Genomic DNA, 13,733 nt, shown 5'->3' with positions numbered 1-13,733 from the left:
CATCGGGGTAGCCGGGCCGCGGGATGCCCCCCACATCGGCGATCTGGTGACGATTACCCGCACGTGGGGCAGCGGTCGGTGGACCGCCGCCCCGAACCTGGACGAGCGTGGGTCAGCGGGCCGCCCGGTCGGCCAGCAGCCGTCGGGGGTTCCAGCGCAGCAGCCGGTACCGGGCTCGCCCGGTCAGCGCCACCATTCGGCCGGACGTGTCCGCCATGGCGGTCCTCCACCGCAGCAGCACCGACGGCGGCAACACGGCGGCGAGCAGGCGGGTCCGCCGGTCGGCCTGCGCGGCGAGCGCCCCACGGACAACGCGTAGTGCCGGCAGCAACCGCTCACCGGTCAGCGGATCCCGCGCGTAACGGGCACGCTCCTCCGCCCGACCGAGCAACCGCGCCGACCCGGTCGCGGCGGTGTCGTCGCCGAGGGTGTCCCGGACAAGCCGGTCGGCGGTCGCCCGGGGTGTCTCGGTCAGATCGACGGGGATCCGGAAGTCCACCATCGTGTCGAGGAGCTCCGCCCAGGCGGCGTGCGCGTCCGCGCGTGCCGCGTTGGCGTCCGCGCCGACCACCACCACGCGTGTCCCCGGCTCGGCTCCGTCGTCGACGGTCGAGGAGACCACCGCGGCGCTCGCCGCCTTGGCACCCCGTCTACGGCGCAGGGCCAGCCGGCGCAGGGCGGGGATCGCAAGCAGTGCAAGCAGGGCCAGCAGGCCCGCCGTCCACCAGGGCCAGACCGGTGGCTGCTCGGCCGGCCTCGTGCCACTCAGGGAAAGCCCGTCGTCAAGGTCCCGGTCGGCGTTGTCGGGCCCGGCCGGACCAGCGGAGGTGTCGGTGCCCGCCGGGCTGTCCGTGACGCCGGTGCCCGGGGCCGCCGGCTCCGGCGCGTCAGTGTCCGGCGCCCAGGCCGATCGGGTGGACCCCGGCACCCCGTACGCCGGGGTGGCGTCGAACGGCACCCAGCCGATCCCGTCGAAGAAGACCTCGGTCCAGGCGTGCAGGTTGAGGTTGGTCAGCGTGAAGGTGTCACCGTCGCGATTGCTGCCGTTGGTGAACCCGAACGCCACCCGCGCCGGGATGCCGGCCGAGCGGACCAACCAGGCCATCGCCGCCGCGTACTGCTGGCAGTAGCCAACCTTGTTGGTCAGGAAGTTGACGATGTCCTGCCCGCTGCTGCCGCTCGCGGTGCTGAGTCGGTAGGAGAACCCGTTGTCCGCCGAGAAGTGCTGGTAGATCGCCAACACCCGGTCGTAGTCGGTGCGCTTGTTCTGGATCAACCCCTTGACCAGATCCTCCACCTCGGGCACCGGCCCAGGGGTGGCGGTCAACTGTCGGCGTACCGGGTGGTCGGTCGGCAGCGGTCGCGCGGCTCGCAGCGCCGCCGGACTGTACGTCGAACGGACGTAGTCGAAGGAGTACTTCCGGCCCCGGGAGTTTTCCCGGTTGGAGAAGACGACCTGCTGGTTGGGGTCGTAGAGCCAGTTGCCGTTGAGGTCCTCGGTGCGTACCGGCTCGGCGTACACCGGCATCAGCGCCATGCTCAGGTTCTTGGTGACCTCGACGGTCGCCTTGTAGGTCGTCTGCTGCACACCTGGGCCAGCCCGTTCGGCCGGGTTGGGCAGGTCCCGGTTGGTCGGCCGGCCGCTCGGGTTGCGCGCCTGGAAACCAGCCGGGCGCAACTCGTCGGCGACCGCGTACCGCAGGTAGAACGGGTTGGGCTCGGACGTGGTCACCTTGACCAGCTCGGACACCTGGGACTGGTTGAGCTGGCCGGCGAGCGAGGCGAACAGGTCGATCCGACCCGAGTTGCCGCCCGAGCCGTTCCCGTTACCGGTGCCGTTGCCCGGCCCCCGGCTGAGGGAGTCGAGGAGCCCGCCGGTCATGCCGGGCACCGCCAACGGCAGCGCCACGGCCAGCGCCACCCCGACCACCGCGAGCCGACGGCCGGCCGACGCCAGCGGCGAGGCCTCCCACACGTCGATGTCGCGACCGTCACCGGTGAACCGGCGCCCGAACCTGCGCACCCGGTCCACGTTGTCGGTGACCAGCAGCCAGAGGTAACCGGCGGCGCCCACCACGAACGGCGTCGCGGGGACGCTGTTCACGTAGACGGCGACCGGCACCGAGTAGATGGCGAGCATCGGCAGCCCTGCCAGCGCGGGCCGGCGCAGCCCCACGGCCAGTACGTCCACCAGGACAGCGACCGCGCCGACGCCGAGCACGGCGATGAACAGCAGCGGGTCGGTGTCCGGGACCTCGACCCCGTACGAGCGCATGTCCTGCGCGGAGCTGGCGAGCAGGTTGGCGAAGTGCGCGAAGGTGCCCGGCGTGGGCAGGACGGCGACCAACTCCTCGCCGCTGGGGAACAACCAGGTCAGGGCGAGGACCAGGCCGGCCAGCATGCCCAGCACCTGACCCCACAGGGGTGCCCGGGCGAGCCTGGTCAACGCGGCCACCCCGGCGACCACGGCGACCGCGATGACGGACTCGATCAACCACGTCCAGCTCTGGAAGATGGCGGAGAGCGGCGCGGCGGCCAACAACGTGGCCGCGGCCGCCACCACGCCGATGTTCCGACTGGCGATCATGAGGAGAACCTTCCGTTCATCGCACGCCGCCGGCGACCGTCTCGGCCAGCGCGGCGCGCAGGGCGAAGCCCTGCGAACCCCGGCCGGCCTGCGGCCACAGCGCCGGCAGTCGGGTGCCGTGGTCGACGCCGACCACGCGCCAGCCGCTCTGCAGCATGGCGAGGACAGCGGCGCCGTGCGCGTGCTCGGCCTCGGCCCGGGCCTTCTCCGGCAGGCTGAGCCAGGTGGAGCTGCTCAGGAGGAACCCGATGCAGGTGGCGCCGTTGCCCCGCAGCCCGGCCAGCAGCTCGGCCTCGGCCACGCTCACCGTGCCGAACAGCCCGATGATCAACCCGCCGTCGGCGCGTTGGCGGACCCGCTGCACGAGGTCGGTCACCTCGGCACGCTGATCGAGGCGGACCTCCGCGAGGTGGTCGAGCAGCGCGCCGTCACCGCCGGCCTCCGACGCGTCCACATCGACGCCCGAGCCGGTGACCAGGCGCAACTTGTAGCCGGCCTGGCGTAGGTGGACGGCGACGCTCGCGGCGGCGGAGACGGCCCACTCGAAACTGGCCGTCGGCCCCTCGCCGCGGTGGCCGTACGCCCGGGTGTCCAGAACGACAGTGGCCCGGCTCTCCCACGGCTGCTCCTCGCGGCGCACCATCAGCTCGCCGGTACGCGCCGTCGACTTCCAGTGCACCCGGCGCAGGTCGTCGCCGCGCCGGTACTCCCGGGTCGCCGCGTCGTCCTCGCCGTGCACCGCCACCGAGCGGGCCCGGCTGTCGCCGCTGCCCGCGTACTCCCCGGGGAGCCGGACCGACGGCAGCGGGGAGACCTGCGGGATGACCGTCAGGTGGTCGGTGCTCGGGAAGGACCGGGTGAGCTCGCAGAGCCCGAACGGGTCGGTCATCCGGACCACCAGCGGGCCCACGTCGTAGCGGCCCCGCACGTCGGCCCGCACGGTGTACGCCACGGAGCTGGCCTGGTGCGCGCCGAGCCGCTCCAGGACCACTCGGGGCCGGCTGCCCAGCGCGTAGGGCAGCCGGTCCTCCAGCAGGAGGGTGCCGGTCGGCAGCCGGGAGAGATTCTGCAGGCGCAGCACCACGCGGGAGTTGGCGCCGACCGGGACCCGGTGCGGGTCCAGTGAACGGTTGCAGGCCAGTTTGTAGCGGCTGCGCCCGACGTAGGTCGCCGCCAGCAACGGCAGGATGGCCAGCAGCACGGCCACCCGGAGCAGGTCCTTCTCGCCGAGGATGCCGGCCGAGATCGCTGCCGCGACCGCCGCGGCGAGGAAGGAGCGCCCGCGGGTGGTCAGCCCGCGCAGCCCGGCACGCACGTCATGGCCTCCGCGGCTCGTAGGGCGCGCGGCCGTTGCCGGAAGCGGGCCGGGTGTCGTACGGGTTGCGCTGCCGGTCGTGCGGCAGCGGCAGACGGTGCACCAACTCGGAGACGATCGCGTCGGTGGTGCGTCGGGCGAGCTGCGCGTCGGCGGTCGGGATGATCCGGTGCGCGAGCACCGGAACCGCCAGGGCCTGGAGATCGTCGGGGAGGACGTAGTCGCGGCCCTCCAGGGCGGCGACCGCCCGGGCGGTGCGCAGCAGCTGCAGGGTGGCTCGGGGGGAGGCGCCGAGCCGCAGATCGGGGGCCTCGCGGGTGGCGGTGACCAGGTCGATCGCGTACTGCTTGACCGCGTCCGCGACGTGCACCTGCCGGACGGTGGCGATGAGCTGCCGGACGATGTCCGCGTCGGAGACCGCGCGCAGCTCGTTCAACGGGTCGGTGGCACCGTGGCCGTCGAGCATGGCCAGCTCGGCGTTGGAGTCCGGGTAACCCATCGCGATGCGGGCGGTGAACCGGTCGCGCTGCGCCTCGGGCAGCGGGTAGGTCCCCTCCATCTCGATCGGGTTCTGGGTGGCGATGACCATGAAGGGCGTCTGCAACTGGTACGTCACGCCGTCGACGGTGACCTGCCGCTCCTCCATGCACTCCAGCAACGCCGACTGGGTCTTCGGAGAGGCCCGGTTGATCTCGTCGCCGACCACCAGGTTGGCGAACACGGCACCGGGGCGGAACTCGAAGTCGTGCGTCTCCTGGTTGTAGACGCTGACCCCGGTGACGTCGCTGGGCAGCAGGTCGGGGGTGAACTGGATCCGGCGTACCGTGCAGTCGATGGACCGCGCGAGCGCCTTGGCCAGCTTGGTCTTTCCGACACCCGGGACGTCTTCGATCAGGAGGTGGCCCTCGGCGAGCAGCACGGCCAGGGCGAGCCGCACGGTGGCGGTCTTACCCTCGATGACCTGCTCGATGTTGGCCACGATGGCCTCGCTGGCGGCGCGGAACTCGTCGTGCGGCAACAGGCCGCCCACCTCGTCCCAGGTCTGTTGTGTCACGGGCCTCCTCCTCGTCGCCGTCACGGCAGCTCTGTAGAGAGCACCTGGACCCGCCGTTGGGTTCGCGACGTCGAGCCTCTTTTGCCGCAGGATTCTCACTAGCCTCTCAGGCTAACCATGTTTGTCGTTATCGCCGACCCCCGCAGGTAGTCCGTCGGTTACGCCCCGATATTCGCCGCGTCGGGGGACCTGGCCCGGTCCGCCCTGGGGCCCGCCGGCCGAATCGTCGGCGAGGTACACTGCCGAACATGGCCGGAGTCTTCCTGCTTCTTACCGGGCCGTGCTGATGCGCTGAACGCGCGACAGCACGGCGGCCCCTCCTGTGCGAGGGGCATTTTTGTGCCCGCCGCCGGCCCGGCCCGGTGGCGCCGAGACGAAGCGAAGCGAAGCGAGGAGAGACGATGAGTGAGGCAGCCGCACCGGCGGGCGACATTCCCCCGTTCCGGTACACCGCGGCCCTGGCCGACGAGATCGAGATCCGTTGGCAGGACACCTGGGCGCGCGAGGGCACCTTCCACGCACCGAACCCGACCGGCCCGCTGGCCGACCCGACCCATCCCCGCGCCGGCGCGGAGAAGCTGTACGTGCTGGACATGTTCCCGTACCCGTCCGGTGCCGGCCTGCACGTCGGTCACCCCCTGGGCTACATCGGCACCGACTGCTACGCCCGCTACCAGCGGATGGCCGGCCGCAACGTACTGCACGCGATGGGCTTCGACGCGTTCGGCCTGCCCGCCGAGCAGTACGCGGTGCAGACCGGCACCCACCCCAGGACCACCACCGTGGCGAACATCGAGCGGTACAAGGCGCAGCTGCGCCGGCTGGGGCTGGCGCACGACGAGCGGCGTTCGGTGGCCACCATCGACACCGACTTCTACCGCTGGACCCAGTGGATCTTCCTGCAGATCTTCAACTCCTGGTACGACCGCGACGCGGGGCGAGCCCGCCCGATCGCCGAGCTGATCGCCGAGTTCGAGGGCGGTAACCGACCCACCCCGGACGGCCGCGCCTGGGCCGAGCTGAGCGTCGCCGAGCGCCGCCAGGTCGTCGACGACCACCGACTGGCGTACGTCTCGCAGGCCCCGGTGAACTGGTGCCCGGGGCTGGGCACCGTGCTGGCCAACGAGGAGGTCACCGCCGACGGTCGCTCCGAGCGGGGCAACTTCCCGGTCTTCAAGCGCAACCTGAAGCAGTGGATGATGCGGATCACCGCGTACGGCGATCGGCTGCTGGACGATCTGGACAGCCTGGACTGGCCCGAGCCGATCAAGCTGATGCAGCGCAACTGGATCGGCCGCTCGCAGGGCGCGCACATCGACTTCCCGACCAGTGCGGCGCCGGTGCGGGTGTTCACGACCCGGCCGGACACCGTCTTCGGCGCCACCTACATGGTGCTGGCGCCCGAGCACGAGCTGGTCGACACGCTGGCGCCGGCCACCTGGCCGGAGGGCACGAGGGACGCCTGGACCGGCGGGCACGCCACCCCCCGGGAGGCCGTCGAGGCGTACCGCAAGGCGGCGGCGGCCAAGACCGACGTCGAGCGGCAGTCCGACACCAAGGAGAAGACCGGCGTCTTCACCGGCGCGTACGCCACCAACCCGGTCACCGGCGGGCAGATCCCGATCTTCATCGCCGACTACGTGCTGGCCGGCTACGGCACCGGCGCGATCATGGCGGTGCCGGCCCAGGACGAACGGGACTGGGCGTTCGCCGAGGTCTTCGAGCTGCCCATCGTGCGTACCGTGCAGCCGGCGGAGGGCTTCGACGGCAAGGCGTACACCGGGGACGGGCCGGCGATCAACAGCGCCGCGCCCGAGCGCGGCCTGGACCTGAACGGCCTGGGGGTCGCCGACGCCAAGGCGGCGATCATCGCCTGGCTGGAGGCGAACGGGCACGGCACCGGGGCGGTGACCTACCGGCTGCGTGACTGGCTGTTCTCCCGCCAGCGCTACTGGGGTGAGCCGTTCCCGATCGTCTACGACGAGACCGGTGCGGCGATCGCCCTGCCGGAGGAGATGCTGCCGGTCGAGCTGCCGGAGGTGGACGACTTCTCCCCGAAGACGTTCGCCGCCGACGACGCGAACAGCAACCCGGAGACCCCGCTGTCGCGCCGGCGCGACTGGGTCGAGGTCGAGCTGGACCTGGGTGACGGGCCGAAGCGTTACACCCGGGAAACCAATGTGATGCCGCAGTGGGCCGGCTCCTGCTGGTACGAGCTGCGCTACCTGGACCCGAGCAACAGCGAGCGGTTCGTCGACGCCGAGAACGAGCGCTACTGGATGGGTCCGCGCGGCGACGGCGACTGTGGGGGCACCGACCTGTACGTCGGCGGCGCCGAGCACGCCGTGCTGCACCTGCTGTACGCGCGTTTCTGGCACAAGGTGCTGTTCGACCTGGGGCACGTGTCGTCGTTCGAGCCGTTCCGCAAGCTGTTCAACCAGGGCATGATCCAGGCGTACGCGTACACCGACTCGCGCGGCAGCTACGTGCAGGCCGAGGAGGTCACGGAGCGCGACGGCGCCTACTACCTGGGCGACCTGGCGGTCAACCGCGAGTACGGCAAGATGGGCAAGTCGCTGAAGAACGTGGTGACCCCCGACGACATGTGCGCCGCCTACGGTGCGGACACCTTCCGGGTGTACGAGATGTCGATGGGCCCGCTGGAGGTGTCCCGCCCCTGGGAGACCCGGGCGGTGGTCGGCTCGTACCGGTTCCTGCAGCGGGTCTGGCGGGCCGTCGTCGACGAGCAGACCGGCGAGCCGCGGATCACCGAGGACCCGGCCGACGAGGCGACCCGCCGGCTGCTGCACACGGTGATCGACGGGGTCCGTGGCGACATGGACGGCATCCGGTTCAACACGGCGATCGCCAAGCTGATCCAGCTGACCAACGGGCTGACCGGGCTGTCGGCGACGCCCCGCGAGGTGGCCGAGCCGCTGGTGCTGATGGTGGCGCCGTTCGCCCCGCACGTGGCCGAGGAGCTGTGGCGCAAGCTGGGCCACGACACCTCACTGACGTACGCGGACTTCCCGACCGCCGACCCGGCCCTGCTGGTGGCCGACACGGTGACCTATCCGGTGCAGGTCAACGGGAAGGTTCGGGGCCGCATCGAGGTCCCCGCCGACGCCGCGGAGGAGACCGTTCGCGCGGCGGCCCTGGACGCGGTGGCCGCCGCCCTGGCCGGCAAGGAACCCCGCAAGGTCATCGTGGTGAAGGGCCGGATGGTTTCGGTAGTCGCCTGACGGGCTGCCCGTGCGCCCCCGCCCGGTCCCGGACTGGGCGGGGGCGTCACGGGTTGTGCCGTCGGAGGTGGCGGACGCCGCGACGAGCGCTATGACTCAGCGGCATATTTATACCGGTGAGTCATAGCGGTCACCGGACCCGGGGAACCCTCCGACGGATGGCGGGCCGTCGGTGCCGGCGTCGATCGGCTCGGGCGCGGTCAGACCGGTACGCGACGGCGGCGGCGTTCGGCACGCCACCAGCGGTGGACGAGCACCAGGCTGGCGATCAGACCGAGGCTGGACGGGGCGGCGGCGTACCAGTTGACGTGGCCGGGTGAGCTGACCGCCGCGCCGATCGCCGCGTAGCCGAAGGCGGTCGGCGCGGACGCGATGACGCTGCCGGCCAGGAACGGCAGTACCCGGGCTCCGGTCGTGCCGTAGCCGTAGCTGACCAGTCCGAAGCCGGCGATCGGCAGCAGTCGGACGGTGATCACACCGAGCACGCTCTGCCGGGCGAACCAGCCGTCCAGGCGGGCCAGGCGACCACGGACCCGAACGGCGACGAACTCCCGGCCGAGCAGCCGGCCGACCGTGAACCCGATCGCCGCGGCCACCAGCGCGGCGCCCAGGGCGTACCCGGCACCCTCCAGCGGGCCGAAGATCGCGCCCGCGGCGAGCGTGATGAACGTCCGGGGGACCAGCGCGACCAGCAGCACCGCGCCACCGAGGATCGCCGCCACCGGGGCGAGGTCGCCCAGCCGGTCGGCCAGCAGCGGCAGCTGCTCCGGATCCGGCCGGGGCACCAGGAGCAGCAGCAGCCCGCAGCCGCCGATCAGCAGCAGGAGCAGGGCGAACCGGGCGGCCGACGGCTGCCGGAGCAGCCGCCGGACGGCACGGATCATGCCCGGGCGGCGGCCACTGCGGAGCGGCGCTCGTTGCGGAGCCGGTCCGACCAGGTGTCGTCCAGCGGCGGGAGTTGGTGTGCGCCGGTGGCCCAGCGCAGCAGCAGGTCGGCCAGGGCCGGGTTGCGGGCCAGCGCCGGGCCGTGCGAATAGGTGCCGAGCAGCTTGCCGCGCCACGCGCCCTCGGTGGCGCCGTTGTTACCCACCCCGGCGGTGACCCGGGCCAGCGGGGAGACCTCCGGGCCGAGGTGGGTGCGGCCGCCGTGGTTCTCGAAACCGGTCAGCGGGGGCAGGCCCAGCCGGGGGTCGATCTCACCGGCCAGCTCGCCGACCGCCCGGCTCTCGCCCCGGTCGGACTGCAGGTCGAGCAGCTCCAGGCCACGGCACTGCACGCCCTTGGCGAAGAAGGAGGTGCCGAGCAGTTGGTAGCCGGCGCAGACGCCGAACACCACCGAACCCTGGGCGACCGCCCGGTGCAGACCGCCGTCGGCGAGCAGCCGCTGGGCGCCCAGGGCCTGCGGGCCGTCCTCGCCACCGCCGACCAGGTAGATGTCGGCGGTCGCCGGCAGTTGCTGGTCGGAGCGGACCTCCAGGACCTCGACCGGCATGCCGCGTTGGCGGGCCCGGCGGGCGAGGATCAGGGCGTTGCCCCGGTCACCGTAGGTGGAGAGCAGGTCGGGGTAGATCCAGACGATGCGCAGGCTCTCAGATGACACGGTCCAACTCCGCTCGGATGTCCTGGAACGCGGTGTAGTTCGCGATGACCTCCAACCGCCCGGGCGGGACCGACCGGAGGGCGTCGCCGAACGTGCGGACGTGCTGGAACGGCACGTCGTTGACGTCCAGCCGAACCGCCAGGTCGAATGCCCGGTCACCGGTGATCAACACCTGCCGGCCACGCAGCGGGGAGAAGTCGACGTCGTAGAGCCAGGAGGTGTCCAGGCCGTCGGGGTCGCGCGCGTTGATGGAGAGCAGGGTCGGCGCGTCGTCGGCCATGTCGAACGCCTCCAGCCAACTGGCCGGGTTCTTGGCCAGCAGCAGCCGGATGTTGCGCCCGTCCTTGTCGACCTGCGCGTAGCGGCCGGCCACCGAGGTGACGATGCCGAGGCGGGACACCGCGTCGACCGGGCGGACGCCGAACTCGGCGGCCACCGCCAGCGCGGTCGCCGCGTTGCCGAGATTGACCTTGCCGGGTAGTTGGAGGGAGACCTTGTGCCAGGCACCGGTGGGGTCGAGCACGCCCTCGTCCTCGACGACCCACTGCGGCTCCGGTCGGCGCAGCGGACAGCCGGTGCACCACCACTGCCCACCGGAGCGCTGGATGGTGGAGCCGCACTCGGGGCAGACCCAGGAGTCGTCGTGCCAGCGCTGGCCGGCACTGAACCAGGTCACGTGTGGCGGGTTGATGCCCCGGGCGGGGTCGCCCGGCGGGGTGGCCGCCCACACCACCAGCGGGTCGTCGGCGTTGGCCACCACCCGGACGTTGGTGTGCCGGACCAACGCCGCGCGCCAGAGCTGCGCCATCATGGCGACCTCCTTGGCGCGGTCCAGTTGGTCGCGGGAGAGGTTGAGCAGCGCGACCACGTGCGGCTCGGTCGCCTCCAGCACCTGGGCGAGGTAGTGCTCGTCGACCTCCAGCACCGCGTACGGGGTGCTGCCGGCCTTCGCCAGCGCCGACGTGTGCCCGCTGGGCATGTTGGCGCCGAACGAGTTGGTGGCGACCCGGCCGAGCACGCCGACCGCGGCGGAGGTCAACCGCGTGGTGGTGGTCTTGCCGTTGGTGCCGGAGACGAGCGCGATCGCACGCCCGGCCGACAGGTGGGCCAGCAGGTCCGGGTCGATCTTCAGGCCGATCCACCCGCCGATCACCGAACCGTCGCCACGGCCGGCCGCCCGGGAGAGCGCCGCGGCGGTCCGTGACACGGAGCTGGCCACCTTGGCCCGTAGGGGCATTTTCGCGTCCGTCACGCGAGCGAGGTTACCGGACCGCCCGCCTCACCAGATCGCCGCCGACGGTGAACCGTTCGGCCGTGGTGGCGGCGCGGGCGGCCAGGTGGGCGTCCGCCGGACGGAGTCGATCTATGTCGGAAAGCGGACCACGCCGGGGGGCCGCCGTGCCCCTCCACTCCGCTCCACCCCTTGTGACGTGCGGTTTTGCCCTCCGATGGGGCACGCCACGCGGGCGAATCTGGTTGCGGGTGGAGGGAAGTGGAGTAGAGTGGGGACCAATGGTGAGGCCGGGAGGGCTCACCGGCCTGGGGGGTCAGCGGCGCCGCGAACGCCGCTCAGGGGCGAGGGGGTAGGGCCGATGTTCCTCGGCACCCACACTCCACGCCTGGACGAAAAGGGCCGGTTGATCCTTCCGGCCAAGTTTCGGGATGAGCTGGCGGGGGGTGTCGTGGTCACCAAAGGGCAGGAGCGCTGTCTCTACGTCTTCCCGACCCCCGAGTTCCAGCGGATCGCGGAGCAGTTGCGCGCGCAGCCGATGACACACAAGGCGGCCCGGGCCTACAGCCGGGTCTTCTTCGCCAGCGCGCACGACGAGGTTCCGGACAAGCAGGGTCGGGTGACCATCCCCGCCCACCTGCGGGCGTACGCCGCGTTGGACCGCGAGTTGGTGGTGATCGGCGCGAGCACGCGGGTGGAGATCTGGGACAAGGTCGCCTGGGAGACCTACCTCGCCGAGAGCGAAGACGACTTCGCCGACATCGAGGAGGGGGTGCTGCCCGGCGGTCTGTAGGGCGGAACGGCGCCCGACGTACTGCGAGATCTCCAGCCGCTTTCGAGTTCCTGGCATCACTTCCCCGGTGCCAGGCGCACGATCCAGTCATCGGGCGACGGTTCGGTGTCCGGCGGGAGCGGATGGGGATCTGGCGGTACGACGGCAGCGCCGTCCGACGACAGGCGCACGAGGAGAACGGACGTTTCAACCAGTGGGGGTCAACATGGGGGAGTTGCGCGGCACGCACGTGCCGGTGCTGCTTGAGCGGTGTCTTGAGCTGCTGGCCCCCGCGCTGGGTCGAGGCGGCCGCACGGTCCACGTCGACGCGACGCTCGGCCTGGCCGGGCACGCGGAGGCGGTGCTCGAGGCGCACCCGGAGACGGTCCTGATCGGGCTCGACCGGGACACCGAGGCGCTCGCTCACGCGCGGGTCCGGCTGGCCCGGTTCGCCGATCGGGTGCATCTGGAGCACGCCGTCTACGACGAGTTGCCCGATGTGTTGGAGCGGCTGGGCTATCCGGGCATCGACGGGATCCTGTTCGATCTGGGTGTCTCGTCGCTGCAGTTGGACGCGCCCGACCGCGGGTTCGCGTACGCCCAGGACGCTCCACTGGACATGCGGATGGACCAGACCCGGGGGGTGACCGCCGAAGAGGTGGTCAACACCTACGCACATCCGGACCTGGCCCGGGTGCTGCGGGTCTACGGCGAGGAGAAGTTCGCCGGGCGGATCGCCTCGGCGATCATCCGGGAACGGGAACGCGCCCGGATCACCTCGTCGGCGCTGTTGGCGGAGCTGGTCAGGGACTCCATTCCGGCACCAGCCCGACGAACGGGTGGGCACCCGGCAAAGAGAACGTTTCAGGCTTTACGGATCGAGGTAAACAGAGAACTGGCAGCGCTGGAGACAGCGTTGCCGTCCGCACTCGACGCACTGACCGTGGGCGGTCGCATGGTGGTCCTGTCCTACCACTCGCTGGAGGACCGGCTCACCAAGGCGGCGCTCGCGGACCGGGTCCGCAACAAGGGCCCGGTCGACCTCCCGGTCGAGCTTCCCGGGTCGGGTCCGACGTTCCGGCTGCTCAGCCGGGGCGCCGAACTGCCCGGGGAAGCGGAGGTCGCCGCGAACCCGCGCGCCGCATCAGTGCGGCTGCGGGCAGCGGAACGACTCGACCCGAATGCGACAGAGCAAGGGCGGACCGACCGCGAACGGTCTCGCCGACGGGTGAAGGGAATGCACCAACCGGGCACGGGGTCTGCCTGATCCGTGGGGGGTCAGGGGCACCGGGACGGCAGAGGGACGGATGTTGAGGGGGAGGGACATTGAACATTGACAAGCGCGACCGCCGGGACGTCACCGGCGGCGGGCAGCGCGCACCGCGGTCGGGGGGCCGGACCGCGGCGGAGCGGGCTCCGCGCCTCGGAAACGGTACGCCACGCATCGATCGAGTGAACCGGCAGGGGGAGACTCGCGCCCGGGGGGCGCGCGAGTTCCCGACCCAGGGCACCGCCGCGCTGCGGCCGGTCGAGAAGACCGGCAGCACCGCCAACGCCCGCCCGCCGCGGTTGCGGGTGGCGCCGCCGCCGCCGGTGTCGGTGCCGCGCGCGCCGTTCGCGGCGCTGATCGTGGTGCTGGTGGTCGGTGGGGTGCTGGGCATCCTGGCGATCAACACCAAGATCAATGAGAACGCGTTCCGGCAGGAGCGGCTGCAGCAGCAGCAGGCCCGGCTGGACCTGGAGAAGCAGCAGTTGGACAAGCAGATCGCCGAGTACGAGGCGCCGGGCAACCTGACCGCCGAGGCGCGGCGGCTGGGTCTGGTGGACGCCGGCGAGCCGGGCTACGTCCGGCTGCCGGACGGCAAGACCATCGGGGTGCCGCAGCCGGCGAGCGGCCAGCCGTCGGTGACCAGCCAAGGTGCGGGAGGCTGA

Annotated in this window: 9 protein-coding genes and 1 pseudogene; 4 read left to right on the top strand and 6 right to left on the bottom strand. The window is 71.9% G+C overall.

Going from position 1 to position 13,733, the window contains the following annotated elements; translation table 11 throughout:
* Positions 1–112: 112 nt before the first annotated feature.
* Genes C7C45_RS14040 through C7C45_RS14030 form a run of 3 tightly spaced genes read right to left on the bottom strand, consistent with a single transcriptional unit; the run spans position 113 to position 4,956 of the window.
* Positions 113–2,587: a transglutaminase TgpA family protein gene (locus C7C45_RS14040; protein WP_110564092.1), complete on the bottom strand. Its 2,475-nt coding sequence runs from the start codon at positions 2,585–2,587 to the stop codon at positions 113–115.
* Between the two features lie 16 nt (positions 2,588–2,603).
* A complete protein-coding gene (locus C7C45_RS14035; RefSeq protein ID WP_110564091.1) occupies positions 2,604–3,902 on the bottom strand; it encodes a DUF58 domain-containing protein in 1,299 nt (432 codons plus the stop codon).
* A 1-nt stretch (position 3,903) separates the two neighbouring features.
* Complete coding sequence (locus tag C7C45_RS14030; protein ID WP_110564090.1) at positions 3,904–4,956, bottom strand: AAA family ATPase; 1,053 nt, start codon at positions 4,954–4,956, stop codon at positions 3,904–3,906.
* Positions 4,957–5,357: 401 nt separating this feature from the next.
* Here C7C45_RS14030 and leuS point away from each other — a divergent pair, with 401 nt between their 5' ends.
* A complete protein-coding gene (gene leuS / locus C7C45_RS14025; RefSeq protein ID WP_110564089.1) occupies positions 5,358–8,198 on the top strand; it encodes a leucine--tRNA ligase in 2,841 nt (946 codons plus the stop codon).
* Between the two features lie 200 nt (positions 8,199–8,398).
* Here the strand turns inward: leuS and C7C45_RS14020 are convergent, their stop codons facing one another.
* The 3 genes from C7C45_RS14020 to C7C45_RS14010 are packed head-to-tail and all read right to left on the bottom strand — an operon-like array spanning position 8,399 to position 11,035.
* The gene (locus C7C45_RS14020) at positions 8,399–9,082 is read right to left on the bottom strand and encodes a TVP38/TMEM64 family protein (RefSeq protein ID WP_110564088.1); all 684 of its coding nucleotides are present in this window, start codon (positions 9,080–9,082) and stop codon (positions 8,399–8,401) included.
* Positions 9,079–9,798, bottom strand: coding sequence for a type 1 glutamine amidotransferase (locus C7C45_RS14015; protein WP_110564087.1), 720 nt, complete (start codon positions 9,796–9,798; stop codon positions 9,079–9,081). The genes C7C45_RS14020 and C7C45_RS14015 overlap by 4 nt, the downstream gene beginning before the upstream one ends.
* Positions 9,788–11,035: a MurT ligase domain-containing protein gene (locus C7C45_RS14010; protein ID WP_110564190.1), complete on the bottom strand. Its 1,248-nt coding sequence runs from the start codon at positions 11,033–11,035 to the stop codon at positions 9,788–9,790. Before C7C45_RS14010 ends, C7C45_RS14015 begins: the two co-directional genes overlap by 11 nt.
* Positions 11,036–11,390: 355 nt before the next feature.
* Between C7C45_RS14010 and mraZ the strand changes: the two genes are divergently transcribed.
* The 3 genes and pseudogenes from mraZ (at position 11,391) to ftsL (ending at position 13,733) form a co-directional block, all read left to right on the top strand.
* On the top strand, positions 11,391–11,822 hold the full coding sequence (mraZ, locus tag C7C45_RS14005) for a division/cell wall cluster transcriptional repressor MraZ (RefSeq protein ID WP_030488958.1): 432 nt from the start codon (positions 11,391–11,393) through the stop codon (positions 11,820–11,822).
* Between the two features lie 205 nt (positions 11,823–12,027).
* A pseudogene (gene rsmH, locus C7C45_RS14000) lies at positions 12,028–13,131 on the top strand (16S rRNA (cytosine(1402)-N(4))-methyltransferase RsmH).
* Positions 13,128–13,733: a cell division protein FtsL gene (ftsL, locus tag C7C45_RS13995; RefSeq protein WP_110564086.1), complete on the top strand. Its 606-nt coding sequence runs from the start codon at positions 13,128–13,130 to the stop codon at positions 13,731–13,733. The pseudogene rsmH and the gene ftsL overlap by 4 nt, the downstream one beginning before the upstream one ends.

It is taken from the genome of Micromonospora arborensis, from assembly GCF_003205615.1.
In the GTDB taxonomy this organism is placed as follows: Bacteria; Actinomycetota; Actinomycetes; order Mycobacteriales; family Micromonosporaceae; genus Micromonospora; species Micromonospora arborensis.
This window is presented reverse-complemented; position numbering and strand designations above follow the sequence as displayed.